General features: G+C 66.1%; 22 protein-coding genes. 14 read left to right on the forward strand and 8 right to left on the reverse strand.

The genetic code is table 11. The annotated features are described in order from the left end of the window. Positions 1–187: 187 nt before the first annotated feature. Positions 188–1,630 (reverse strand): adenylosuccinate lyase, encoded by a 1,443-nt coding sequence (gene purB, locus J2X42_RS15675; protein ID WP_310166684.1) that lies wholly within the window; start codon positions 1,628–1,630, stop codon positions 188–190. A 189-nt stretch (positions 1,631–1,819) separates the two neighbouring features. Between purB and J2X42_RS15680 the strand changes: the two genes are divergently transcribed. Both J2X42_RS15680 and J2X42_RS15685 read left to right on the forward strand, forming a co-directional pair. Next, positions 1,820–2,122 (forward strand): hypothetical protein, encoded by a 303-nt coding sequence (locus tag J2X42_RS15680; RefSeq protein WP_310166685.1) that lies wholly within the window; start codon positions 1,820–1,822, stop codon positions 2,120–2,122. After that, positions 2,122–3,582, forward strand: coding sequence for a hypothetical protein (locus tag J2X42_RS15685; RefSeq protein WP_310166686.1), 1,461 nt, complete (start codon positions 2,122–2,124; stop codon positions 3,580–3,582). Before J2X42_RS15680 ends, J2X42_RS15685 begins: the two co-directional genes overlap by 1 nt. Before the next feature lie 8 nt (positions 3,583–3,590). Here J2X42_RS15685 and J2X42_RS15690 read toward each other — a convergent pair whose 3' ends face one another. Continuing rightward, positions 3,591–4,019, reverse strand: a complete 429-nt coding sequence (locus J2X42_RS15690) for a phage holin family protein (RefSeq protein WP_310166687.1) — start codon at positions 4,017–4,019, stop codon at positions 3,591–3,593. A 125-nt stretch (positions 4,020–4,144) separates the two neighbouring features. Between J2X42_RS15690 and J2X42_RS15695 the strand changes: the two genes are divergently transcribed. From J2X42_RS15695 to J2X42_RS15715, 5 genes are all read left to right on the forward strand, one after another. Beyond that, positions 4,145–5,263 (forward strand): histidinol-phosphate transaminase, encoded by a 1,119-nt coding sequence (locus J2X42_RS15695; RefSeq protein ID WP_310166688.1) that lies wholly within the window; start codon positions 4,145–4,147, stop codon positions 5,261–5,263. A gap of 149 nt (positions 5,264–5,412) precedes the next feature. Beyond that, entirely contained in the window at positions 5,413–6,648 is a 1,236-nt protein-coding gene (gene pdhA, locus J2X42_RS15700; RefSeq protein WP_310166689.1) for a pyruvate dehydrogenase (acetyl-transferring) E1 component subunit alpha, read from the forward strand. After that, positions 6,648–7,628, forward strand: a complete 981-nt coding sequence (locus J2X42_RS15705) for an alpha-ketoacid dehydrogenase subunit beta (protein WP_310166690.1) — start codon at positions 6,648–6,650, stop codon at positions 7,626–7,628. Before pdhA ends, J2X42_RS15705 begins: the two co-directional genes overlap by 1 nt. A gap of 83 nt (positions 7,629–7,711) precedes the next feature. Beyond that, positions 7,712–9,172 carry a dihydrolipoamide acetyltransferase family protein gene (locus J2X42_RS15710; RefSeq protein ID WP_310166692.1) on the forward strand — a complete coding sequence of 487 codons (1,461 nt, stop codon included), beginning with the start codon at positions 7,712–7,714 and terminating at the stop codon, positions 9,170–9,172. A gap of 7 nt (positions 9,173–9,179) precedes the next feature. Continuing rightward, positions 9,180–9,821, forward strand: a complete 642-nt coding sequence (locus J2X42_RS15715; protein ID WP_310166693.1) for a phosphatase PAP2 family protein — start codon at positions 9,180–9,182, stop codon at positions 9,819–9,821. Positions 9,822–9,850: 29 nt separating this feature from the next. Here J2X42_RS15715 and J2X42_RS15720 read toward each other — a convergent pair whose 3' ends face one another. The 3 genes from J2X42_RS15720 to J2X42_RS15730 all read right to left on the reverse strand — a co-directional run bounded on the left by J2X42_RS15720 (position 9,851) and on the right by J2X42_RS15730 (position 12,120). Next, a complete protein-coding gene (locus J2X42_RS15720) occupies positions 9,851–10,189 on the reverse strand; it encodes a hypothetical protein (protein ID WP_310166694.1) in 339 nt (112 codons plus the stop codon). Positions 10,190–10,349: 160 nt separating this feature from the next. Next, positions 10,350–10,778 (reverse strand): universal stress protein, encoded by a 429-nt coding sequence (locus tag J2X42_RS15725; RefSeq protein WP_310166696.1) that lies wholly within the window; start codon positions 10,776–10,778, stop codon positions 10,350–10,352. Positions 10,779–10,827: 49 nt separating this feature from the next. Then, positions 10,828–12,120 carry a PLP-dependent aminotransferase family protein gene (locus J2X42_RS15730; protein WP_310166697.1) on the reverse strand — a complete coding sequence of 431 codons (1,293 nt, stop codon included), beginning with the start codon at positions 12,118–12,120 and terminating at the stop codon, positions 10,828–10,830. Positions 12,121–12,231: 111 nt separating this feature from the next. On the opposite strand from J2X42_RS15730, the gene J2X42_RS15735 reads away from it, so the two are divergent. Next, a complete protein-coding gene (locus J2X42_RS15735) occupies positions 12,232–13,074 on the forward strand; it encodes an isocitrate lyase/phosphoenolpyruvate mutase family protein (RefSeq protein ID WP_310166698.1) in 843 nt (280 codons plus the stop codon). A 17-nt stretch (positions 13,075–13,091) separates the two neighbouring features. On the opposite strand, the gene J2X42_RS15740 is transcribed toward J2X42_RS15735, so the two are convergent. Next, positions 13,092–13,928 carry a hypothetical protein gene (locus J2X42_RS15740; protein ID WP_310166699.1) on the reverse strand — a complete coding sequence of 279 codons (837 nt, stop codon included), beginning with the start codon at positions 13,926–13,928 and terminating at the stop codon, positions 13,092–13,094. A gap of 193 nt (positions 13,929–14,121) precedes the next feature. Next, positions 14,122–14,688 (reverse strand): NADPH-dependent FMN reductase, encoded by a 567-nt coding sequence (locus J2X42_RS15745; protein WP_310166700.1) that lies wholly within the window; start codon positions 14,686–14,688, stop codon positions 14,122–14,124. Between the two features lie 124 nt (positions 14,689–14,812). Here J2X42_RS15745 and J2X42_RS15750 point away from each other — a divergent pair, with 124 nt between their 5' ends. The 6 genes from J2X42_RS15750 (at position 14,813) to J2X42_RS15775 (ending at position 22,983) form a co-directional block, all read left to right on the forward strand. Then, complete coding sequence (locus J2X42_RS15750) at positions 14,813–15,421, forward strand: helix-turn-helix domain-containing protein (protein ID WP_310166701.1); 609 nt, start codon at positions 14,813–14,815, stop codon at positions 15,419–15,421. A 365-nt stretch (positions 15,422–15,786) separates the two neighbouring features. Then, positions 15,787–16,770 (forward strand): ABC transporter permease, encoded by a 984-nt coding sequence (locus J2X42_RS15755; protein WP_310166702.1) that lies wholly within the window; start codon positions 15,787–15,789, stop codon positions 16,768–16,770. A gap of 2 nt (positions 16,771–16,772) precedes the next feature. After that, the gene (locus tag J2X42_RS15760; RefSeq protein ID WP_310166703.1) at positions 16,773–17,750 is read left to right on the forward strand and encodes an ABC transporter permease; all 978 of its coding nucleotides are present in this window, start codon (positions 16,773–16,775) and stop codon (positions 17,748–17,750) included. Then, positions 17,747–19,987 (forward strand): ABC transporter ATP-binding protein, encoded by a 2,241-nt coding sequence (locus tag J2X42_RS15765; protein ID WP_310166704.1) that lies wholly within the window; start codon positions 17,747–17,749, stop codon positions 19,985–19,987. Before J2X42_RS15760 ends, J2X42_RS15765 begins: the two co-directional genes overlap by 4 nt. Positions 19,988–20,039: 52 nt before the next feature. After that, the gene (locus J2X42_RS15770; protein ID WP_310166705.1) at positions 20,040–21,758 is read left to right on the forward strand and encodes an ABC transporter family substrate-binding protein; all 1,719 of its coding nucleotides are present in this window, start codon (positions 20,040–20,042) and stop codon (positions 21,756–21,758) included. Positions 21,759–21,906: 148 nt separating this feature from the next. Then, the gene (locus J2X42_RS15775; protein WP_310166706.1) at positions 21,907–22,983 is read left to right on the forward strand and encodes a Gfo/Idh/MocA family oxidoreductase; all 1,077 of its coding nucleotides are present in this window, start codon (positions 21,907–21,909) and stop codon (positions 22,981–22,983) included. A 95-nt stretch (positions 22,984–23,078) separates the two neighbouring features. Here J2X42_RS15775 and ald read toward each other — a convergent pair whose 3' ends face one another. Continuing rightward, on the reverse strand, positions 23,079–24,197 hold the full coding sequence (gene ald, locus J2X42_RS15780) for an alanine dehydrogenase (RefSeq protein WP_310166707.1): 1,119 nt from the start codon (positions 24,195–24,197) through the stop codon (positions 23,079–23,081). Between the last annotated feature and the right edge of the window lie 26 nt (positions 24,198–24,223).

Consider the following 24,223-nt stretch of genomic DNA (forward strand, 5'->3'; position numbering starts at 1 on the left):
CCGCCGTCGTGCGTTCCCTCCCGGTTTGTGATGCCTCTGGGTGGCCGGACACGGCGTGTCACCACGATTCGCCCGGCGCCCGGGCCAGCAACTGGGCGGGAACGAACCGGCCCCGGATACAGAGGCCCAAAACGAAGGCGCCGGGCCCCCGCAGGAGCCCGGCGCCGCCGTCGTACTGATTCAGGTTCTACTTGAGGTGGTCCACCAGCTGGTCCGCGATGCCGGTGTACTTGCCGGGTGTGAGGGCGAGCAGCCGCGCCTCGGCCTCGGTGGAGAGTCCCAGCGACTGGACGAACTCCTGCATGCGGGCGGCGTCCACACGCTGTCCGCGGGTGAGGTCCTTAAGCCGCTCGTACGGGTTTTCCATGCCTTCGACGCCGGCGATCGCCTCGGCGCGCATGACCATCTGGATGGCCTCGCCCAGGACTTCCCAGTTGGTGTCCAGATCGCCGGCGAGAACGTCTTCGGCAACGTCGAGGCGGTCCAGGCCCTTGGCGACGTTGGAGATGGCCAGCAGGGAGTGGCCGAACGCCACGCCGATGTTGCGCTGGCTGGAGGAGTCGGTGAGGTCGCGCTGCCAGCGGGAGGTGACCAGCGTGGAGCCTAGGACGTCCAGGAGGCCCGAGGAGATCTCGAGGTTGGCTTCGGCGTTCTCGAACCGGATCGGGTTGACCTTGTGCGGCATGGTGGAGGATCCGGTGGCGCCGGCTACGGGGATCTGGGCGAAGTAGCCGATCGAGATGTAGCTCCAGATGTCCGTGCAGACGTTGTGCAGGATCCGGTTGAACCGGGCGACGTCGGCGTACAGCTCGGCCTGCCAGTCGTGGCTTTCGATCTGGGTGGTCAGCGGGTTCCAGGTCAGGTCCAGGCCCTCGACGAAGGACTTGGCGACCTGCTGCCAGTCGGCGCCGGGGACTGAGGCCACGTGGGCGGCGTAGGTGCCGGTGGCGCCGTTGATCTTGCCGAGGTATTCGGTCTTGGCGACGCGGTCCAGCTGGCGGGTCAGGCGGTGCGCGATGACGGCAAGTTCCTTGCCCAGGGTGGTGGGCGTGGCCGGCTGGCCGTGCGTGCGGGACAGCATGGGGACCGCCCGGTTGTCCTCGGCCATCTTGCTGATCTGGGCCACGAGGGCGCGTGCGGCCGGCAGCCACACATCCTCCACAGCCCCCTTGACGCCCAGGGCGTAGGAGAGGTTGTTGATGTCCTCGGACGTGCAGCCGAAGTGGACCATGGCGGTGAGGTGTTCGATGCCGATGGCCGGCAGCCGGCGGCCGATGTAGTACTCCACGGCCTTCACGTCGTGGACGGTCACGGCTTCGATTTCGGCGAGTTCGGAGACCGATGCGGAGTCAAACTCCGTGACGATGGCGCGGAGCCGGTCCTGCTGTTCCGGCGTGAGCGGGCCCGCGCCGGGGAGGACGTTGTTGCTGGTCAGGTGGATGAGCCATTCGACCTCGACGGCCACGCGGTCGCGGTTGAGGGCCGCCTCGGACAGGTAGTCAACGAGGGGTGCGACGGCGGACTGGTAGCGGCCGTCCAGCGGGCCCAGGGCGATCTGGTCCGGTGACGCGGCAAGGGCCAGGCGTCCGGAGGGCGTGCGGGTATCAGCTGTGGCGGCAGTTTCAGGCATGTGCTGATTCTTTCACGAACTCCCCACCGCCGCTTAAGCGGACTGCTCGTATGAACAGCCGGCACCAGTTGTCCACATAGCCGACGGCGGTGCTTCCGTAGCCCGGGCACCGTTCCGTAGCGTCGGGGTTCAGGGCGGTGGCGGCTCAGGGACCAGGCATTCCTGTGTGCAGTTGGGAAAGGAACGGAGATGGGCAGTGACGTGACGGCAGCCGATATGGCGGCATGCATGTCCCGCAGTTATGAGGTTCAGCAGTTGGCGGGCGGGGTTGACCTGTGTCTTGCGAGGGTGGAGAAGGTCCTCGCCGGGTTCCGCGAAATCCAGCTCCTGGACTGGCAGTCACCGGCGGGACGGGCGTACCGGAATTCGGTGGCCCTCCAGGAGGTGGCGCTGGGAAAGGCGCGCGTACGGCTCGAGGAAGCCTTGGCTTCGGTGAGGCGCCACGCGCAGGCCGTGGCCGCTTCGGCCGGCAACCCGGCGGGGCGCTTCTGATGGCCGAGGTGACCCCTTCCGGCAGCGGCGGACCCATCCACCTGACCGGGCCGGCCGTGGACGGTTCCCTGGAGATTCGCGGTGGTGTGGGTGGCATCAGTTTTCAGCTGGAGGAACTGATCGGCGGCGCCGAGAAGCTCGACGCTGCTGCGGACGAGTTGGCTGCCGTGGAAGTGGAGGTCCGCCGCATCTGGGAAGACCTGTGCCCCTACCAGAACGAACCGCGTCCCACCGGCACGGCTGCCCTGATGGACGTCGGGGAGGCCCAGTGGGGCGTGCAGGCCGTCCGTACGGAGCTGCAGCGCATCAGCCGGCAGGTACGGGAGTGCAAAACGGACTACGAAGCCGCGGAGGCGTGGGCGGGCCTCTCCCGCGGAATGGGCGCAGGGCTGGCCAACCCTGAGACCCTGGCGCGCCAGGCAGGAGACGCATGGCTGGGGAGGGTTCCCAACAGGGAAGTCGCCGAACTCGTCACAGGCCCGCTTGCCATGGGCGCGCTGCTGGCACTTTCGCCTGAACGCTTCTTCATGGCAATTGGAGCCGATCTGGCGGCCGGGAGGCACATCGCGGCGGCCGTTCCTTTGCTCACTGGCCTGGGCGGGCGGTCCATCAGAATCCTGAAGCCGCGCCCTGTCGCGTTGGAGCGGCAGGAGACGCTGCCCATTGAGTTTGATGGTTCACCGGCTGCACTCCTGGAACGGACGCGGATCATCAATGAGCGGGGTGAGGGCTATATGGAAGTCATCGAGGTGGATAACGGGGGACAGAAAGCCTACGTGGTGGTCGTTCCCGGCACGCAGCCCGCAGGCGACGATATGGGGGGAGATAATCCCTTCGATGAGGCAGGCATCGCTGAAGGGCTGGGTCATGACTCCGCCGAAATCAACAAGGCCGTGCTGCGGGCCCTGCAGGAGGCCGGCGCAGAAAGAGGGGCGCCCGTCGTGGCTGTGGGGTACAGCCAGGGCGGCATCCATGCGATGAACCTTGCCGCCGATGAACTGTTCCTCAAGGAGTACGACGTGAAGTACGTGCTGACAGCTGGTTCCCCGGTTGGCGGCATCCCTCCGGCGGCCGGCGTCAGCACCCTTCACCTGGAGCACCGGCAGGACTGGGTCCCCGGAGGGGACGCCACGCCCGGCCCAGACACCCGGGACAGGGTGACGGTCACGCTGAACCAGCCTGTACGGACGCCGACAGGTGAAGATGGCGGCCTTGGTCCCGGCCACAACCTGACTAACTATCAGGACGGCGCGCGCCTCGTTGCAGCGAGCGACGATCCTTCCCTCGTGGCGTCAACCGCTGTCCTGGGAGGGGTGCTTGGAGCAGGCGGAACGGCTTCGGCCACCCGTTTCGCGCTGACGCGTTCAAAGCCCCCCGAGCCGCAGCCCGCACGCGGACCAGTCCCGACGCCCATGCCGCAAGCGCCTCCGCGGCCGTCTCAGATTGATCGGGCGCCGTGATTTGACGGTCAGCGCCTGCGCGCGCCCGGCAGCCGCCCTGCCACCACGGAGATCACGCTGATGATGATCGCCGCGAACACTGCGGTCCAGAAGAAGGAATCGATCGTGAAGCGCACCGGTGTGTAGCCGCTGATCCAGGACGTCAGGTACAGCATGGCGGCATTGATGACGACGGTGAACAGCCCAAGCGTCAGGATGGTGATGGGCAATGAAAGGAAGCTGACCAGGGGCCGGACGAACGCGTTCACAACGCCGAAAATCAGCCCCACGAAAAGATAGGCGAGCGTGATCCCGATGGCGTCCGTGCCTTGCGTGACACCGGATTCGGCCACGGCGTTCGTCGTGGCCGCCGTGGAGATGTCCAGGCCAGGCAGGATCCAGCTGGCGATCCAGAGGGCCAGTCCGTTAATCAGGACCCGCATGATGAAAGAGCGCATGAGCCCATGCTGTCACACTGCCCTGAGCGACGGTCCCGGGGCGGCCCTGGCTGGCAAGCCGGAGCCCAAACCTTCCGCCTGCAGGCGCCTTCGGCGCCCCTGCCGGGAGAAGTAGGCTAGTTGGCATGACTTCATCAGAGACCCTGGCCGGGGGAATCAGGCCGCGCCCTGTGGTGGGCCGGCTTCCCCGCTACGCCGCCGGCAAGCCCCCCGTCGCCGTTGACGGACTGGCCAGCTACAAACTGTCTTCGAACGAGAACCCGCTGCCGCCGATCCCCGCCGTCATGGAGGCCATCGCACGCCAGAGCGACTTCAACCGCTACCCGGATCCCCTCAGCAGCAAGCTCCGGGCTGCGCTCGCCGAGTTCCTCGACGTCCCCGCGGAAGACATCGTGACGGGCGCCGGAAGCCTTGGCGCCCTCAACCAGCTGCTCACCACGTTCGCCGGCCAGAATGACGACGGCAAGGCCGACGAGGTGATCTACGCGTGGCGGTCCTTTGAGGCGTACCCCATCAGCGTCGGCCTGGCCGGCGCTGAAAGCGTGCGGATCCCCCTGACTGCGGACGGGCGCCATGACCTGGACGCCATGGCGGCGGCGGTCACCGTCCGCACCAGGGTCATCCTCCTGTGCACCCCCAACAACCCCACCGGTCCCATCCTGACCACGGCGGAAACGGAGCGGTTCATCCAGGCCGTACCCACCGACGTCGTGGTGGTGATCGATGAGGCGTACCAGGAATTCGTCCGGGCCCAGGACGCTGTGGACGGGATCGCCATGTACCGCAAATACCCCAACGTTGTGGTGCTCCGGACGTTCTCCAAGGCCCACGGCCTCGCCGGGCTCCGGGTGGGGTACAGCGTTTCGAATCCGGAACTCACGCAGCACCTCCGGGTGGCGGCCACGCCCTTTGCCGTGTCTCAGATCGCCGAGCAGGCAGCAATTGTGTCGCTGCAGAATTACCCCCAGGTTGTAGAAAGGGTACAAAGCTTGGTCGATGAACGGGACCGGGTCACGGCCGGACTGCGGGACCTTGGCTGGTTCGTACCCGAGGCGCAGGGCAACTTCGTCTGGCTGGACCTGGGCGCCAACAGCGGGGAATTCGCCGAGCTGGCGGGGGCGCAGGCCCTTTCCGTGCGTGCATTCGGCAACGAGGGTGTGCGTGTGAGCATCGGCGAGGTGGAAGCGAACACCCGGTTCCTGCGGCTGTGTGCAGACTATACAAAGCCGCCGCGCCGTTCCTAGCGCTTAACATGTAGCCAGCGCGCTACCTACTGAAGATAAAGTTAGGATCAGTAAGCCAATATATATGCCAGCTGCGGAATGCATTCCCTCAGCGGCATATATCCCAGCGACATTGCAACGCATCCGCATGCGGCAAGCAAGGAGACGGTATGGGCGCCACACATCTGCCCTCCACCGAGTTCGACGGAACAGCGGTAGACGACCAGCTTGAGGCTGATGCCGAGGCCGCCATGGGCGTGCCCCCGGCGCAGATGGTCCAGCTGCTGGGACCGGACGGGAAGCTTGTAACCGATCCCGTCTACAGCACGTACGCCGAAAAACTTGACGCGGAAAAGCTGCGCGGGCTCTTCGCCGACATGGCTGCCATCCGCCGCTTTGACGTGGAGGCCACCGCGCTCCAGCGCCAGGGGCAGCTTGCCCTCTGGGTTCCGCTGACCGGCCAGGAAGCCGCCCAGATCGGTTCCGGCCGTGCAAGCCAGCCCCAGGACTACATCTTCCCGACTTACCGCGAGCACGGCGTCGCCCTCACCCGGAATGTGGACCTTGCGGAACTGCTGCGCCAGTTCCGCGGTGTCTCCAACGGCGGCTGGAACCCCAAGGACACCAACTTCCACCTCTACACGCTCGTCCTGGCGGCCCAGACCCTCCACGCGGTGGGCTACGCCATGGGCATCCAGCGGGACCAGAAGTCGGCCGCGGCCTCGGACCCCGTGGGCACGGAGCCGCCGGCAGCGGTCATGGCCTACTTCGGCGACGGCGCCAGCTCGGAGGGCGATGTCCACGAATCCATGGTCTTCGCCTCCTCGTACAACGCCCCGGTGGTCTTTTTCTGCCAGAACAACCACTGGGCCATCTCTGTGCCCAGCACGGTGCAGACCCGCATTCCGCTGTCCAACCGCGCCAAGGGCTACGGCTTCCCGGGCATCCGGGTGGACGGCAACGACGTCATCGCCGTGCACGCGGTCACCGAATGGGCCCTCGACCACGCACGCCAGGGCAAGGGGCCGGTACTGATCGAGGCCTTCACCTACCGCGTTGGCGCCCACACCACCGCCGATGACCCCACCAAATACAGGGAGTCGGCCGAAGAGGATGCGTGGCGGGCCAAGGACCCGCTGGCCCGGCTGGAGAAGTACCTGCGGGCCGAGGGCCTCGCGGATGACGCATTCTTTGACAAGGTCAAGGCCGACGGCGACGAACTCGCCGCGTACGTCCGGCGCACCACCCACGACCTGGAGACCCCGGACATCCGCACCGCGTTCGCGACCACCTATGTCGAGGCCCACCCGCTGGTTGCGGAGGAGCTGGCCTGGTTCGAGGAATACAGCGCAGGGTTTGCCGGCGAGGAACCGGCCGGACAGGCAGAAACAGAGGCAGGCCACTGATGACCACCATGACAATCGCCAAGGCCATCAATGAAGGCCTCCGCGCAGCCCTGACCAACCACCCCAAATCCCTGCTGATGGGTGAAGACATCGGGCCCCTCGGCGGCGTCTACCGCGTCACTGACGGCCTGATTGCCGAATTCGGCCCGGAGCGGGTGGTGGACACACCGCTGGCAGAGTCCGGCATCATCGGCACGGCCATCGGGCTCGCGCTGCGGGGCTACAGCCCCGTCTGCGAAATCCAGTTCGACGGGTTTGTGTTCCCCGGCTTCAACCAGATCACCACGCAGCTGGCCAAGATGCACGCCCGCAGCAACGGCAACCTCACAGTGCCGGTCGTCATCCGCATCCCGTATGGCGGCGGCATCGGCTCCGTGGAGCACCACTCCGAGTCCCCCGAGGCGCTGTTCGCCCACACCGCGGGGCTGCGCATCATCACGCCGTCCAACCCGCATGACGCGTACTGGATGATCCAGCAGGCTGTCGAGTGCCAGGATCCCGTCATCGTCTTTGAACCCAAGCGCCGTTACTGGCTCAAGGGCGAGGTCGATGTCGAAGCCGCCGGCACGGCGCAGGACCCCTTCAAAGCGCATGTGCTGCGGGAGGGCACAGATGCCACCATCGTGGCGTACGGCCCGCTGGTGCCCGTTGCCCTCGCCGCCGCGCACGCCGCGGTTGAGGACGGCCGCAGCGTGGAGGTCATTGACCTCCGCTCCATCTCGCCGATCGATTTCGACACCGTGGAAGCGTCAGTCAAAAAGACCGGACGCCTGGTGGTGGCCCACGAGGCACCCACCTTCGGCGGCATCGGCGGCGAGATCGCGGCCCGGATCAGCGAACGCGCGTTCCTGTCCCTCGAAGCCCCCGTCATCCGTGTTGGCGGCTTCCACATGCCGTACCCCGTCGCCAAGGTCGAGGAAGACTACCTTCCCGATATCGACAGGATCCTTGAGGCGCTGGACCGGGCACTGGCCTACTAGGCGTCCGCCATACCCTTCCCAGACTTGCCGCCCCGTCTCCTGGCCAGGAGACAAGGACCTGAGCTCCCGAAACCGAGGACACCATGACTGTGAACAAGTTCAATCTCCCTGACGTGGGCGAAGGCCTGACCGAAGCGGAAATCGTCTCCTGGAAGGTCAAGCCGGGTGACACTGTCGCCATCAACGACGTCCTGTGTGAGATCGAAACGGCCAAGTCCCTCGTGGAGCTTCCGTCGCCCTTCGCCGGGACCGTCACAGAGCTGCTGGTCCCCGAGGGGATCACCATCGACGTCGGGACCGCCATTATCAGCGTCTCCGATTCCGTGTCCGGTGACCCCACCCCGGCGGACGTCCCGGCGCCCGCCCTGCCGGTGCAGCCGCTGTACGGCAAGCTGCCTGCGTCCGACGCCGACACTTCGGACGGTGCCCTGGCCGGCGGTCCGCTGGTGGGCTCCGGTCCCAAGGCCGACGCCGTCAAGCGCCGCGCGCGCAAGGCCGCACCTGCCGCGCCGGCCGTCTCAGCCCCGGTCCCGGTGGCCGAGCCCGTCGAGGCCCGCACTGTAGCCCAAGTGACGCCGCCAGCCTCCATCGCCAACGGCGTCGATGACCGGCCCACGCTGGGCGACACCATCACCGGCCTGGTGAACCGGGTCCTGGCCAAGCCTCCTGTGCGAAAGATTGCCCGCGACCTGGGCATCGACCTGGCCGACGTGGTGGCCACCGGCTCCCGCGGCGAAGTCACACGCGAAGACCTGGTGAGCTACCAGGCACAGCGGGATGCCGAACTGGACAAGGCAGACGGCTTCTGGGGCAAGGCAGGGAAGCCGCAGGACCAGAGGATTGAACGGATCCCGGTCAAGGGCGTCCGCAAGGCCACCGCCAAGGCCATGGTGGAGTCCGCCTTTGCCGCGCCGCACGTGAGCATCTTCGTGGACGTCGACGCCAGCCGGACCATGGAGTTCGTCAAGCGGCTCAAGGCCTCCCGTGACTTCGAAGGGATCAGGGTTTCGCCGCTGCTGATCCTCGCCAAGGCCGTCATCTGGGCCGCGGCCCGTAACCCGAGCGTCAACGCCACCTGGGTGGACAACGCCGGCGGCACCGACGCGGCGGAGATCCACGTCAAGCACTACATGAACCTGGGCATCGCCGCCGCCACCCCGCGTGGACTCATGGTGCCCAACATCAAGGATGCCCAGGACCTCTCGCTCAAGGAACTGGCCCTGGCGCTGAACAACCTGGCCACCACGGCCCGGGCCGGAAAGACCCAGCCGGCCGAAATGCAGGGCGGCACCCTGACCATCACCAACATCGGCGCCCTGGGCATCGACACGGGGACGCCCATCATCAACCCCGGCGAGGTGGCCATCGTCGCCTTCGGAACCATCAAGCAGAAGCCGTGGGTGCTGGACGGCGAAGTCATCCCGCGCTGGATCACCACCCTGGGCGGGTCCTTCGACCACCGCGTGGTGGACGGTGACCTGTCCGCCCGCTTTATGGCCGACGTCGCCGCCATCCTTGAGGAGCCGGCGCTCCTGCTGGACTAAAACCACGATGCAGGAGCAGCAGACCAACCAACGAGGCCCGTTGGCCGATTCAGCATTACGCATCAAAAACCGGACGGCCCGCTGGCTGACCGAGGTTCTCCAGCCCCCGGTGGTGGTGTCGGTCCAGCTGCTGGTCAGCCCCCTCACCGAACCCGGTTTCCCGGGAACGATCGGCTACGGGGCCCTGGCTGCGCTGTTCGTGTGCGTCCTGCCCCTGGTGCTGCTGCTGGTCCTGGTGAAGCTGGGCAAGGTCACGGACCACCATGTCAGCGACCGCAGGCAGCGGGCGCCCGTGTTGTTGATGGCACTCGCGTCCGTGCTGGCAGGACTTCTGGTTCTTGACGTGACCGGTGCGCCGCGGAGTGTTGTGGTGATGGTGCTGGCCATCGTCGGCGGCATTGTGGTGATCGGGGCGGTGAGCCCCTTCTGGAAGATCAGCGGACACGCTGCGGCGATATCGTCGTCGGCCGTTATCACCGTGCTGATGCTTGGGCCGGCCTGGCTGCCGCTGCTGGTCCTGATACCTGCGGTGGGCTGGTCCCGGGTGGTCCTCCGGGCCCACACCGCGGGCCAGGTGGTGGCCGGGTCGCTCGTGGGCGGGCTGGTGATGTCGGGCTTCTGGTGGCTGCTGCAGGGCTGGCTGGTCTAGCCGCCGGAGCGCCGCCGCCGGCCAGTCGGTCAGTAGGACGCGTAGGTGGACATCAGCTGGATGGTCTCAGGGCTGATGGCCGTGGCGCTGAAGTTCCAGGCAACTGCCATGATGAGCCCGCCCACGCCGGTGCCGATCGCCGAGAGCGCCGCAAAGAACTTCCAGTCCTCGCGGACCACACTGCGGAAGGTTTCCGGGAGGCGCAGCCCCGGGGAGATGAGGTTGGGGGCGCTGTCCACGGTCCCGTCGTCCAGCAGGGCCACAACGCGGCCGTTTCCACGGTCCACCCGCATGGAGCAGATGTGGTTGCCGTGCCGGGCCAGGAGGATGTCGTGGCCAACAAGCTGGCGGCGCTGGAGAGTGATCAAGGGGACCCCTTAAGTGGTGTGGTTGGTGGTTGTCCGCACCTTTGGGGGCCCTTCAATTTTATCGTCGGCTGCGCAGCGGAAACGGCGTTCCGAGGGTGAGAAGGGACACCACGCACGCCACCGTACGGGCGGTGCGTGGTGTCCCGATTCGGTGCTCGGGTCAGTCGGCGTCGTAGGTGTTGGCGATGTAGACATCGCACGTGGCGTTATGTGCCACGCTGTTGGCCACGCTGCCCAGGACCCGGCCGATTCCGCGCATCCGCCGGTTGCCCACCACGATCATCCGGGCACTCAGGCGCTCGGCTTCCTTGATGAGTGCTTCGGCAGGCTTTCCGCGGGCGGCCGAGTATGTCACCTTGACGTCGCCGGCGAGAGAGTCCGCCACCGTCCGGGCCACGTTCTCCGCGCCGTCTGCATCCGAGACGATCCACTGGTCGCTGCCGCTGCCGAACACTTCGGTGCGGTCACTGTCGAACGCGGAGACCACGTGAAGTGACGCGCCCACGGCGGCCGCGAGGTCCCTTGCGGCCTCTGCGGCCTTCTTGGCAGTTCCGCTGCCGTCAACCCCAACAACAATAATTCCGCTCATCTTTGCTCCTTTGCTTCGGTAAGTGGCGCCTGATCCAGTCTGGCCAAGGCTACAGCGCGGCGATGGCTTCCCGCAGTACGGGGGCCAAACGGCGGACACCTTCAGTAATCGCGTCGGGCGGGACGGCGCTGAACGCCAGCCTTAGTTTGTTGGATGGCTCATCGGACGGGGTGAAGGCGGCGCCGGGGATAAAGACGACGCCGGCGTCGATCGCCTTCTTCAGCAGGGGGTAGGTGTCCACGCCGTCGGGGAGCGTCACCCAGACGAAGAAGCCGCCCTCCGGGCTGGTCCAGCTTGCGCCGTCGGGCATGTGCTCGGCCAGGGCCGCGAGCATCGCCTGGCATCGTTCGGCGTAGAGCACCCGGTAGGTCTGGATCTGGCCCTTCCAGTCGTAGTCGCGGAGGTATGCGGACACGAGCATCTGGTTCAGCGTCGGCGGGCACAGTGTGACGGCCTCCGAGGCGAGGTAATAGCGCCGCTGCAGGTGCTCGGGTACCAGTGCCCAGCCGATGCGGAGGCCGGGGGCGAAGATTTTTGAGAACGAGCCCATGTAGATGACATCGGCCGGGTTGGCCGCGCGCAGGGGTGCCAGCGGCTCGCCGTCGAACCGCAGCAGCCCGTACGGATTGTCCTCCAGCACCAGAATATTCGCTTTGCGGCATATATCCACGATCTGCTGCCGGCGGTCCTGCGCGAGCGTGATCCCGGACGGGTTGTTGAAATTGGGAATGGTGTACAGGAACTTGATGTTCTTTCCCGCGGTCTGCAGCGCCGCGATCCTCGCCCCCAGCAGTTCGGGGACCAGTCCGTGATCATCCATCTCCACGGTTTCCACCTGGACCTGGTATGCCTCAAAGGTATTCAGCGCGCCGACGTACGTGGGGTTCTCCACCAGGACTACGTCCCCAGGGTTGCAGAAGACCTTGGTGGCCACGTCCTGGGCCGACTGCGAGCCCGCCGTGATCACCACGTTCTCCGGCAGGGCATCGAGGATGCCTTCGGCCGCCATCACTTCGCAGATCTGTCCGCGCAGTTCCTCCATGCCCTGGCCTCCGCCGTACTGCAGGGCGGTAAGGCCATCCTCGGCGATGATGCCAGCCGCAGTGCGGGCCAGCCGTTCCAGGGGCAGCGACTGCAGGTAGGGGCTCCCGCCGGCGAGGGAGACCAGTCCGGGCCGCATCGAGATGTCAAAAACGTCGCGGACAGCGGATTGCTTGATGTTGGCGGCGCGCTCCGAGAACAGGTCCTCGTGGCGGTGTGCGGACGTGGCCGCGCGTTCGATAGCGTCAATGGCTTCTGCTGGCAGCAGCGCTGCTGCGGCATCAAGTGTTTCGTGGGTCACACCTTCAGGATACAGCCGACAGTTGCTGATAAGGCAACACTTGTTTATCAATGAGCCACGATGAGCAGGCGGAAGCTTTACGTCCGGGGGCGGAAGGGCTGGAATAGACGGATGACGACACCCCCGCAGTCCATACCGCTGGCCGCAGCATTCAGGTCACTCCACCACGGCCGCGAGCCGCTGGTCCTGGTCAATGTCTGGGATGCGGCGTCCGCGAAACTCGTGGAGGAAGCCGGGGCCACGGCGATTGCCACCTCAAGCTCAGCCATTTCCTGGAGCATGGGCTTTCCCGACGGCAACAGGATCCCGGCAGGACTGGCAATGGCAGCACTGGCGCGGATCGTCTCGGCCACGTCGCTGCCGGTCACGGCCGACGTCGAAACGGGCTATGCGGGTGACGGCCTGGGCTATGACCACCGCCGGCTCCGGGACACCATCCTGGCGGTGCTGGACGCGGGCGCCGTCGGCATCAACTTCGAGGACTCGGGAGATGACCCGCTCACGGATGTCGGCGAACAGTGCCGCCGCCTGAACGTGGTCCGGGAGACCGCCCAGGCTGCCGGCGTCGACCTCTTCATCAATGCCCGGACGGACACGTACCTTTCCGGCGCCTATCCGGAACAGGCTTTTGAGGAGACGGTCAGCAGGGCCGAGGCTTATCTCGCCGCCGGCGCGAGCGGAATCTTTGTTCCCGGCGTAACAGACCTGCACGTGCTGCATGAACTGTCGCGCCGCATTGATGCGCCGCTGAACGCGCTCGCCGGTGTCGGGGCGCCGTCGGTGGGTGAGCTGCACGACGCCGGCGTGCAGCGGATCAGCATCGGCGGCAACACCGCGAAGGCGGCCTATGCAACGGTGTCCCGGGTAGCCGGGGAGGTACTGGGCGACGGGAACTGGTCGGGGCTGGCCGGGGCGCGCAGCCACGCGGCCATGGACGCCCTGTTCGGCGGATAGTCCGGGATGGCGCGGTCCTACTTCAGGCTCAGGGCTTCGGCCAGTCCCACGCCGTTGACGTAGATCTCAGCCCGGATGGCGCCGACAGCCGAAACCGCAGTCTGGGTCAGCTGTGCTTCGATCCGCGGAATGTCGCAGACTCCGCCGGGCCGGATGGTTCCTGCCAGATACACCGTGACCGTGGTGCCATCGAAGCTGCCGGAAAGGAAGTCCAGGGCGGAGCCGGACAGTGAGTTGTAGACATCCGCGATGGGTGGCGCGGATCCGTCCAGCAGCGCGCCGATCGCCGCCGGGAGCGGGCTGGCGGACTCCGCGTTGGCGCGCCTGACGCCCACCAGGCTGTCGTTGCAGCCGAACCTGACGCCACTGCTGCCGCCGTCGTCAAGGAGGACGTAGTAGGCCGTGACTGCCTGGGTTCCGGCCGCATTGCCGCGCGGAGGATCGTCGGGAGCAGGAGTTTGGCTGGACGGCGTCGGACCCTTTGCGGGCCCCGTTCCCGGGACGGTGGTCTGGGCCTGGCCGGCGCTGCCGGAACCGGCGGCCGGGCCCGACGAGCCTGCGGACGGCGTGTTCCCCGGCTGTGTGCCCGCCCCGTCCGAAGGGGCGCCGGCCGGTGCGCCGCCGGAAGGCGCCGGACTCGCCGTTGGGCCGGCGCTTCCAAGTGACCCGGCCGGTGGTGCGGCCTGCGGCTGGGGGGCGGGGCTCAGTGGCTCGTCCGGCGCGGCTGTCCGTTCGCTGGCGGCCGTTCCGGCCGGGAAGTCAGTGCCGGCGGCGCAGGACCCCAGCCACAGCGGAAGCACCAGGGCCAGCGCTGCCGCCGCCGCCCGTTGTGTGGCGCTTCGCCTGCTTGCCATCCCAGCACCGCGATTCCGTCCGGAAAGTTCCGTGCATTTAACGTTACGGCGGCCCCGCAGGACAGGGAATGCCGGTGCGGTACCGGTTGGGTCAAGAGTTGGTCACGCGGCCACACCGCTGGGGCCTGCGGTTCACGGAGCCATAACGAAAGCCCCGCACACCTTGCGACATGCGGGGCTTTCGGTATCAGTGTTAGGCGGCGGCAGCGGCGGTGCGTGCAGCGTCGAGGGCCTCAAAGACACCCTTGATCTGCTCCACAACCTCAGCGTCATCCTTCGGGTGCAGCTCAGCGAAGCGGACCATGGAGCCCGGAACCGCCAGCTTGACGTCCTGAAGCACCTGGGCGCCGGCGATGCCGACAGCCTTGCGGGCCTCGTCCTGGGCCCACACTCCGCCGAACTGGCCAAAGGCGGTACCGACGACGGCGGTGGGCTTGCCTGCCAGGGCGCCGGCGCCGAAGGGGCGGGACAGCCAGTCGATGGCGTTCTTCAGGGACGCCGGCACGGTGCCGTTGTGCTCAGGAGTGACGAGCAGGAGGGTGTCGGCTTCGTTGGCGGCGGCGCGCAGTGCGGCGGCTGCGGCGGGGACCTGGCCTTCCACGTCGATGTCCTCGTTGTAGAACGGGATATTGCCGAGGCTTTCGTGGATGACCACGTCAACGTGCTCCGGCGCGTTCAGCGCGATGGCCTCGGCGAGCTTCTGGTTGGTGGATTCGGCGCGGAGGCTGCCGACGAGGGTAAGGACGGTGCTCTGTGACATGGTGGCTCCTGGGTCTGGGCTGCGGCAGGTCCGCAGGCTGGTTCGGAAACTCAGGCTGTTGAGGCCTTCACCGTCTAAACGGACTACGGTCCGGATATTATTCCCGGGGTCTAGAATGTGGGATGTGAGCTTCATCCCATTGCGCCCCGGATCCCTGTCCGGACCGGTCACCGAGCGCAGCGACGCCGCCCGGAACCGTGAGCGCCTGCTGGGGGCCGCGCGCGAACTGATCGAGGAATGCGGCGCCGACGGGCTCACCATGGACAGGCTCGCCGAGCGTGCCGGCGTGGGCAAGGGGACCGTCTTCCGCCGGTTCGGCAGCAGGGCCGGCCTCATGATGACACTCCTCAGTGACGCCGAGGCAGAGTTCCAGTCCCGGTTTATGTTCGGCCCGCCGCCATTGGGCCCGGGCGCTCCGGGCCTCGAGCGGCTCGTCGCCTTCGGCGCGGCCCGCATTGCCTACGTGCTGGAATACGGGGAACTTGCCCGCGCCGCCGACGAGTCTGCCCACAACCGCTTTGACGTTCCGGCCGCCGTCCTGTGGCACCGCCATATCGAGCTGCTGCTCCGTGAGGAAGGCATGGACGCGGACCCCCGCCTGATGGCCATGGCCCTCAGTGCCACGCTGGACCCGGAGCGGCTGCTGCATGCGGTCCGGATCCATGGCATCGAACCCGGGCGGCTGGCCGAATCCTGGCGGGAACTAGTCACACGGGTGGTGCGCGGGGCGTAGATTACGCCTCAGGCCATGCAATCGTCCAGTCAAATCAATTCCACAGAATTATTCATAACGATCTGATACGGGGCGCGTGGTTTCCGCGGCATTGCCCGGTTTTTGTCCCATTCCATGTGGTAGTTTCCTCTGGAATGTGACCCGCAACATAGTCCACCAGGGCCTGGCCGGCAACGGCTGCGGGAAGCCAGCTACCCGCTGGTGAAGAACCCGGAAGTGGCGGCGCATCCCCTGCCTGGCCGGGGACGACGGAAGGATCAAGCTCGTGATTGCACTTACGGCGAACGCCCCGGAACCAACGCCCCGGCGTCCCCTGATACTTCAGGATGAGCACCTGGCAGCGGCGATTCAGAAGTAGCTGCCACATGCTCCGGTACCTCGCCAAGCGCGGAATCACGTATGTTTTTATGATCTTCCTGACCACTTCGGCCGGATACTTCCTGGCGGTCAGCTCCCTCAAGCCCGCGCTGCTGGAGCAGGAGCGGATTCCCCGCCCCACTCCCGAGCAGGTCGCGAACTCCATGCGCCTCAAGGGGCTGGACCCGGACCTTAGCCCGTGGGAACGCTACCTGGAATGGCTGACGGGCATCGTGACCCGGTGGGACTGGGGCCGCAGCCCCAACGGCGCCTTCATCAACGCCGAGTTTGGCGACCGCGTCTGGATCTCCACCCGGCTGTTCCTCGCCTCGATCATCCTGACGCTCGTGATCGGCGTCGCCCTCGGCGTGTACTCGGCGGCCCGCCAGTACAAGTTCCAGGACCGGGTCATCACGTCGTACAGCTACCTCGCCTATATCGTGCCTGCACCCATCGCCTACTTCCTGGTGCAGCTGGGTGCCATCAACATCAACGAAACCGTTGGTGAGCGGATTTTCTTCGTCACGGGCATCTCGACGCCCGGAATGGAACCGGGCTGGGCCCAGTCCCTGGACATGCTGGCACACTACGCAGTACCTACCGTGGCCATCACGCTGGTGGGCTGGGGCTCGTACCAGATCGCGCAGCGGCAATACCTGCTGGACAACGTCAACGCGGATTTCGTCCGCACGGCCCGCGCCAAGGGCCTGACCCGGAACCAGGCCATCTCCCGGCACGCCCTCCGCGTCTCCTTCATCCCCGTGGCCCAAAGCATCGCCTTCACCATCCCTGCCATCTTCGCGGGCGGCTTCTTCGCGGAAAAGATCTTCGCCTGGCCCGGCGTCGGCAGCTGGAGCATCGACGCCATCTCGCTGCAGGACGTCAACGCGGCCACGGCCACGCTGGCGTACGGCTCGGTCATCTTCGCCCTGGGCGCCATCCTGGCCGACTTCGCCACCACGCTTGTTGACCCGAGAGTGAGGGTGCAGTAGCCATGACCAACCTCAACGCCGTTGACCCGGCAGCCGTGGCCCAGGACGCGCACCTGGAAAGCGCCGACGTCATCATCGGCAAATCCACCATCATCTTCCGCAGGTTCATGCGGAACAGGACCGCCGTAGCCGGCCTCCTCATTTTCCTCGGCCTGACCCTCTTCTCGTTTGTCGGCGGGTACTTGACCCCCTGGGACAAGGAGACCATCGACCCGTTCAACATCGGTATGCCGCCCTCCGCCGACCACTACCTGGGCACCTCCCAGGCCGGAATCGACCTGTTTGCCATGACCGTGGAGGGCACCCGGATCTCCATCCTGATCGGCCTGATCGTCGGCCTGGTCTCCGTCCTCATCGCCGCGGTCTACGGCTGCACCATGGCCTACTTCGGCGGCAAAGTGGACAAGGTCATGCTCTTTGTCCTCGAGGCGCTCATCATGATGCCTGCCCTTCTCGTGGTGGCGGTGGCCACCAGCGGCGGCGGGGACGGGCTCAAGAAGAACCTGCCCAGCTGGCTCCTCCTGATCATCGTGCTCCTGGTTTTCAGCTGGATGGGCACCGCCCGCCTCATCCGTTCCCTGTCCATGTCGCTGATGCAGCGGGACTTCGTCAAGGCTGCCCAGTACATGGGCGTCCCGCCCCGCAGGATTGTCTGGCGCCACCTGGTACCCAACATCGGATCCCTGCTGGTCCTCGACATCACCCGCGGCGTCACCGGCGCCATCCTGGCCGAAGTCGCCTTCTCCTTCATCGGCATCGGCATCAAGGTCCCGGACGTCAGCCTGGGGGTGCTCATCGGCGGCGCCACGTCACAGGTCCAGACCTTCCCGTGGATGTTCTGGGTCCCCCTGACGGTGATGTTCCTGCTCACCGGCTCCCTGGCCATGATGAACGACGGCCTGCGGGACGCGTTCGACCCCAGCTCCAGTTCCGCCGGCAAAGCCAAGAAGAAAAGCAGCGCTAAGGAGCCGGCGAAATGAGCAGCGGAACGTACCTCGAACCGGCGGACCCCACATCACACTCGGCCGCCGAACGGCTTCAGGTCGCGGGCCTCTATTCGCCGTCGGACGCCGTCCTGTCAGTCCGGGACCTGAACGTCCGGTTCAACTCCGAGAACGGAGTGGTGCACGCCGTCCGCGGAGTCGACTTCGACCTGATGCCGGGCAAGACCCTGGGCATCGTGGGCGAATCGGGCTCCGGAAAGTCCGTCACCTCACTGGCCATCATGGGCCTGCTGCCGCCGACGGCGGAAATCGCCGGATCCGTGCGGCTGATGGGCAAGGAACTGCTGGGCCTCAATGACAAGGCGATGTGCGCGTACCGGGGCAACGACATCGCCATGGTGTTCCAGGACCCCCTCTCGTCCCTGACGCCCGTCTTTACGGTTGGCACCCAGATCACCGAGGCCCTCACCATCCACAACCCGACGATGAGCAAGCAGGCGAAAGAAGCCCGCGCCGTCGAACTCCTGGCAATGGTGGGGATTCCCAGCCCGAAGGACAGGCTCAAGGCTTTTCCGCATGAGTTCTCCGGCGGCATGCGCCAGCGCGTCATGATCGCCATCGCCATCGCCAACAACCCGCGCGTGCTGATCGCGGATGAGCCGACGACGGCACTGGACGTCACCATCCAGGCCCAGGTGCTGGAGGTGCTTCACACGGCGCAGGAGGAGACCGGCGCCGCCGTCGTGATGATCACCCACGATCTGGGCGTGGTGGCGGGCATCGCCGACGACATCATGGTGATGTACGCCGGCAGGCCCGTGGAGACCGGGCAGGTGGATGACATCTACTACGACCCGAGGATGCCGTACACGATGGGCCTGCTCGGGGCGGTGCCGCGCGTGGATGTGGCGGAGAAGACTTCACTGGTGCCCATCGACGGCATCCCGCCCAACCTCATCTACACACCAACCGGCTGCTCGTTCGCGCCGCGGTGCCCGCTGGTCACGGATGCCTGCAGGGACGGCGAGCCGGAACTGCTTCCCGCCGGCGGCCAGCCGGGACACAAGGCTGCCTGTATCAAGTCCGAGGCGCTGGGCTCGGACGCGGACGTCCTGGAAATCTTCTCCGCACCCCCGGTGCCGGTGTCCCGTTTCGACGCCATCCCCCGCGGGGAGCGCGCCACAGTGTTGGAGCTCAAGGACGTACGCAAGCACTTCCCGCTGACCAAGGGCGCCCTGCTGAAGCGGCGCATCGGCACCGTCAAGGCCGTGGACGGCCTGAGCTTCGACATCCGCGAGGGCGAGTGCTTTTCCATCGTGGGGGAGTCCGGCTCCGGGAAAACCACCACACTCCTGGAAATCATGGAATTCCACAAGGACCAGGACGGCGAGGTGGTCATCGGCGGCCTGAGCAACAAGGAAGCCACCACCGGCAAGGCCAGGAGCGCCATGCGCCGGGAGCTGCAGATGGTGTTCCAGGACCCCACCGGGGCACTGGATCCCCGGTTCACGGTGTACGAGGTCCTGGCCGAACCGCTGCAGAATGCCGGCCTGGATAAACAGGCCATCAGGAAGCGGATCATGGAACTGATGAAGCTGGTGGGCCTGCAGCCCGACCACGTCAACCGGTTCCCCAACCAGTTCTCCGGCGGCCAGCGGCAACGCGTGGGCATTGCCCGTGCCCTGGCCGTGAACCCGAAGCTTGTGGTCCTCGACGAGCCGGTGTCCGCCCTGGACGTTTCGGTCCAGGCCGGCGTCATCAACCTGCTGGACCAGCTGCGCGCCGAGCTGGGCCTCAGCTACCTGATGGTTGCCCATGACCTCTCGGTGGTCCGGCACATTTCCAACCGGGTGGCCGTGATGTACCTGGGCAAGATCGTGGAGATCGGCGAGGTGGACCGGGTCTTTGACAACCCACGCCATCCGTACACGCGGGCGCTGCTGTCGGCCATCCCGGTGCCCGATCCACAGGTGGAGCGCACCAGGGAGCGCATCATCCTTAAGGGCGACCTGCCCTCGCCCCTTGATGCTCCCCAGGGCTGCAACTTCGCCACCCGCTGCCCCGTTTTCGCGGCGCTTCCCGCGGCGAAGCAGGAGAAATGCCTGACCCTTGAACCGCCGCTGGAAACCGTTCCGGCGTCGGCCGCGGCACAGGCCCTGGAGTCTGGCCGGGTAGACCCGCCCGACCAGCAGTTCGCGTGTTTCTTCCCGGACGGGGAGCTGGACGAGGACATGCTGGTGGTCCACGGAACGGCGGAACCCCATGCACCCTAGATTTTTTCGACCCATCACAAGCACCACCACTCGCACGAATGAAGGGAACACCATGAAGAATCTGACCAAGATCGGCGGAGCGGCGGCCATTGCGGCTGCTTTGACGCTGACTGCCTGCGGCGGTGGAGGCACGTCCACCGGACCCGAAACGGCAAAGGGCCAGGAGGCAGGCAGCGACCTCTCCAAGCTCATCAGCATCAATGAGAAGCCGGTCGCGGATCTTGAGAAGGGCGGCAAGGTCACCCTGCCGCTGGGCAGCATCGGGCCGGACTTCAATGGTTTCTCCAACAACGGCAACAGCTCAGACAACTCCGCATTGATGGCACCCATCAATCCGGTTGCGGTTACGAGCGGCGGCATTGGCGGCTGCTGGAAGGTGGACTTCGTCGGCAAGGCCACGCCGAACAAGGACTTCTGCGAGTCAGTGGACAGCAAGGTGGTGGACGGCAAGCAGACCGTCACCATCAAGGTCAATGACAAAGCCACCTACAACGACGGCACACCCATCGACATCAAGGCGTTCCAGAACACCTGGAACATCCTCAAGAGCCCTGATGCCGGCTACGACATCGTCAGCTCCGGTGCCTACGAATTCGTGGAGTCCGTCGAAGCGGGCAGCAGCGACAAGGAAATCATCGTCAAGACCAGCCAGCCGGTCTACCCGGTGGATTCGCTCTTCTTCGGCCTGATCCACCCGGCTGTCAACACGCCGGCAATCTTCAACGAAGGATTCGTGGGCAACATGCATCCGGAATGGATGGCCGGTCCCTTCAAGCTGGACCAGTACGACGCCGCAGCCAAGACCGTGACCCTCGTCCCCAACGAGAAGTGGTGGGGCACCAAGCCGGTCCTGGACAGCGTGGTCTTCCGCCAGCTGGAAACCAGCGCCCAGATCGCGGCCTTCAAGAACGGTGAAATTGACGGCATGTCCGCCAACACCATCTCCCTCTACAAGCAGCTCGAGGGCACCAAGGACTCCGAAGTCCGCCGCGGCCAGCGCCTCTTCGCCGGCGGCATGAACATCAACGCCCAGAAGATCACGGATGTGGCGGTCCGCAAGGCCATCTTCGCCGCCGTGGACCGCGAGGCCCTCCGCAAGGTCCGCTTCAACGGCCTGAACTGGGAAGAGCCCAGCTCCGGCTCCATGATGGTCCTGCCGTTCTCGGAGTACTACCAGGACAACTACCCGGTGAAGGAAACCGGCCCGGACGCTGCCAAGAAGGTCCTGACCGACGCCGGCTACGCCCCGAACGCTGCCGGAATCATGGAGAAGGGCGGCGTTCCCGCTGCTTTCAAGATCAGCAACTTCGGTGACGATCCCACCACCCTGGCCTTCACGCAGACCCTGCAGAAGCAGCTCCAGGCCGGCGGCATGGATGTTGGCATCGACCAGCGTGCCTCCGCCGACTTCGGCAAGGTCATCGGCGGCCGCGACTTCGACATGAGCGTCTCCGGCTACACCGTTGGTCCGGACGCCACCGACGCCGTCAAGCAGTACTACGACTCCAAGGTCAATGAGAACGGCCTGGGCGACGCCGAGCTGGACAAGAAGATCGCCGACCTCGCCTCCATCGAGGACAACGCCGAGCGCAACAAGGCAGCAATGGAAGTTGAGAAGGAGCACATGGCGAAGTACTTCTCCATGGGTGTCGTCATGAACGGCCCGCAGATCTCCTTCGTCCGCACGGGCCTGGCCAACTACGGCCCGTCCCTGTTCCAGAGCCTCTCGCAGGTTCCGGACTGGACCACGCTGGGCTGGGTCAAGAAGTAGCCCCTCCCCTGTAACGCTCTCTCATTTGTTGCAGGTTTTTCGCCAACGCTCTCTCACTTTCGGCCGCAGTCATCGGCCGTGAGTGAGAGAGCGTTTGGTCTTAACCCGCAGGAAGTGAGAGAGGGTGCGCGGGGGTAGCCTAGCCCTTATGACCGGAACTGTTGCTGAACGCACCATCCGCACCGCCGTCGTCGGCTATGGACTTTCGGGGAGCGTCTTTCACGCGCCATTTATCGCGGCGGACAGCCGCTACTCGCTGGACGTCATCGCAACATCCGACGCCGGCCGGCAGACCGCAGCCGTCGAGCGGTATCCGGGCGTCGAAACAGTGGCCGACGGCGACGCCGTCCTTGCGCTGGCCGGGGACCTTGACCTCGTGGTGCTGGGCACGCCTCCCGCGACGCACTATCCGCTGGCCAAAGCCGCCCTCGAGGCGGGGCTGGACGTTGTGGTGGACAAGCCCTTTGCGGTGCGGTCCGCCGAAGGCCAGGAACTGATCGCCCTTGCCGAGCGGCTGGGGCGGGTGCTGACCGTTTTCCAGAACCGGCGCTGGGACGGCGATTTCCTGACTGTCCGGAAGTTGCTGGCAAGTGAAGCGCTGGGAAGCGTGACCCGCTTCGAGTCCAGCTTTGAACGCTGGTCCCCCGATATTTCAAAGGCGTGGAAGGCCCAGGCCACCGCAGCGGACGGCGGCGGCGTGCTGTTCGACATGGGCACGCACCTGATCGACCAGGCACTTTTGCTGTTCGGACCGGCCACCGTGACCCACGCGGAACTGCAGGCGCGGCGTCCGCACGAGAAGGTGGATGATGACGTGTTCCTGGTCCTCACCCACGATTCCGGGGTGACCAGCCACCTGAGCATGAACATGGTCTGCGCCCAGCAGGGTCCGCGCTTCCGTATCCTCGGATCCACCGGCGCGTTCACCAAGCATGGGATCGACCCCCAGGAGCCGTACATCGTGGCCGGCGGCAGCCCGCTGGACGCGGAGTTCGGCGTCGAGGCGCCGGAGTGGGCAGGCGTCCTGGGCCGTGACGGGCACCTGGACCCGCTGCCCACGGAACGAGGCGCCTACCCCGAGTTCTACCGGCTGCTGGCAGACAAGCTCCTCGACGGCGGCGCCACCTCGTCCCTCCCCGTGCCAGTAGACCCGGCAGGACCAGTAGAAGTCCTCAAACTAATAGAAAAAGCACGCGAACTGGCTTCCGCCCAGTACGGCATTTAACGTCTGAACGGCAGCCATCCAGAAAGCGTGCGTCAGAGGCGACGAAGGAGCCAGCACGCGTTGGATGACTGCCGTTCAGACGGCAACCTAGCGGATTACGCGGAAACCAGTTCGTGCCAGTCCGCTACGAGCGGCAGGTTGTGTGCCTCGGACACGGAGTGGTGCGCCACGTGGCCGGCGGCGATGTTGAGGCCGGCGGCGAGGGCGGGGTCCCGGTCGAAGGCTGCCTTGACGCCCAGGTTGGCCAGGGAGACTGCGTACCGCAGGGTGACGTTGGTCAGGGCGTAGGTGGACGTGTTCGGGACGGCACCGGGCATGTTGGCCACGCAGTAGAAGATCGTGTTGTGGACCTTGTACGTAGGTTCCTGGTGCGTGGTGGGGTGGGTGTCCTCGAAGCAGCCGCCCTGGTCCACGGCGATGTCCACCAGCACGGAGCCGGGTTTCATCCGGGCCACGAGTTCGTTGCTGACCAGCTTGGGAGCCTTGGCGCCCGGAATCAGGACGGAACCGATCACCAGGTCCGCGTCCACCACGGACTTCTCGATCTCGTACTTGTTCGACGCGACCGTCTTCAGGCGGCCCTGGTACTGGGCATCCAGTTCGCGCAGGCGGTTGATGTTGATGTCCAGGATGGTGACGTCGGCGCCAAGGCCCAGGGCCATGGCTGCGGCGTTGGTGCCTGCCACGCCGGCGCCCAGCACAACGACCTTCGCCGGGCGGACGCCGGGAACGCCGCCGAGCAGCACACCTTTGCCGCCTGCAGGGGCCATCAGCGACGTGGCGCCCACCTGTACGGAGAGCCGGCCTGCGACCTCGGACATCGGGGCCAGCAGCGGCAGGGTCCGGCCTTCCTGGACGGTTTCGTAGGCGATGGCCGTAACGCCGGAGTTGATCAGTTCCCGGGTGAGTTCGGGCTCGGCTGCGAGGTGGAGGTAGGTGAAGAGGATCAGGCCCTTGCGGAAGCGGTGGTATTCCGCCTTGATGGGTTCCTTGACCTTCATGACCATGTCGGCGCGTGCCCAGACGTCGTCGGCGTCGGCGACGATTTCGGCCCCGGCGATCGCGTATTCCTCGTCCGTGATGCCTGAGCCCAGGCCCGCGCCGCGCTCCACCAGGACGGTGTGGCCGTGGGTGCGGAATTCGTTCACGCCGGCCGCGGTGATGGCCACGCGGAATTCGTTGTTCTTGATCTCTTTGGGGACACCGATAATCATTCTGGGCTCCATTTTCACGGGCCCCG

It is taken from the genome of Arthrobacter sp. BE255 (genome assembly GCF_031457335.1).
Taxonomy (GTDB): domain Bacteria; phylum Actinomycetota; class Actinomycetes; order Actinomycetales; family Micrococcaceae; genus Arthrobacter.

Excerpts from the sequence above, each read along its gene's own strand:
- purB (WP_310166684.1), bottom strand. The coding sequence starts at position 1,630 with ATGCCTGAAACTGCCGCCACAGCTGATACCCGCACGCCCTCCGGACGC.
- J2X42_RS15680 (WP_310166685.1), top strand. The coding sequence starts at position 1,820 with ATGGGCAGTGACGTGACGGCAGCCGATATGGCGGCATGCATGTCCCGC.
- J2X42_RS15685 (WP_310166686.1), top strand. The coding sequence starts at position 2,122 with ATGGCCGAGGTGACCCCTTCCGGCAGCGGCGGACCCATCCACCTGACC.
- J2X42_RS15690 (WP_310166687.1), bottom strand. The coding sequence starts at position 4,019 with ATGCGCTCTTTCATCATGCGGGTCCTGATTAACGGACTGGCCCTCTGG.
- J2X42_RS15695 (WP_310166688.1), top strand. The coding sequence starts at position 4,145 with ATGACTTCATCAGAGACCCTGGCCGGGGGAATCAGGCCGCGCCCTGTG.
- pdhA (WP_310166689.1), top strand. The coding sequence starts at position 5,413 with ATGGGCGCCACACATCTGCCCTCCACCGAGTTCGACGGAACAGCGGTA.
- J2X42_RS15705 (WP_310166690.1), top strand. The coding sequence starts at position 6,648 with ATGACCACCATGACAATCGCCAAGGCCATCAATGAAGGCCTCCGCGCA.
- J2X42_RS15710 (WP_310166692.1), top strand. The coding sequence starts at position 7,712 with ATGACTGTGAACAAGTTCAATCTCCCTGACGTGGGCGAAGGCCTGACC.
- J2X42_RS15715 (WP_310166693.1), top strand. The coding sequence starts at position 9,180 with ATGCAGGAGCAGCAGACCAACCAACGAGGCCCGTTGGCCGATTCAGCA.
- J2X42_RS15725 (WP_310166696.1), bottom strand. The coding sequence starts at position 10,778 with ATGAGCGGAATTATTGTTGTTGGGGTTGACGGCAGCGGAACTGCCAAG.
- J2X42_RS15735 (WP_310166698.1), top strand. The coding sequence starts at position 12,232 with ATGACGACACCCCCGCAGTCCATACCGCTGGCCGCAGCATTCAGGTCA.
- J2X42_RS15740 (WP_310166699.1), bottom strand. The coding sequence starts at position 13,928 with ATGGCAAGCAGGCGAAGCGCCACACAACGGGCGGCGGCGGCAGCGCTG.
- J2X42_RS15745 (WP_310166700.1), bottom strand. The coding sequence starts at position 14,688 with ATGTCACAGAGCACCGTCCTTACCCTCGTCGGCAGCCTCCGCGCCGAA.
- J2X42_RS15755 (WP_310166702.1), top strand. The coding sequence starts at position 15,787 with ATGCTCCGGTACCTCGCCAAGCGCGGAATCACGTATGTTTTTATGATC.
- J2X42_RS15760 (WP_310166703.1), top strand. The coding sequence starts at position 16,773 with ATGACCAACCTCAACGCCGTTGACCCGGCAGCCGTGGCCCAGGACGCG.
- J2X42_RS15765 (WP_310166704.1), top strand. The coding sequence starts at position 17,747 with ATGAGCAGCGGAACGTACCTCGAACCGGCGGACCCCACATCACACTCG.
- J2X42_RS15770 (WP_310166705.1), top strand. The coding sequence starts at position 20,040 with ATGAAGAATCTGACCAAGATCGGCGGAGCGGCGGCCATTGCGGCTGCT.
- J2X42_RS15775 (WP_310166706.1), top strand. The coding sequence starts at position 21,907 with ATGACCGGAACTGTTGCTGAACGCACCATCCGCACCGCCGTCGTCGGC.
- ald (WP_310166707.1), bottom strand. The coding sequence starts at position 24,197 with ATGATTATCGGTGTCCCCAAAGAGATCAAGAACAACGAATTCCGCGTG.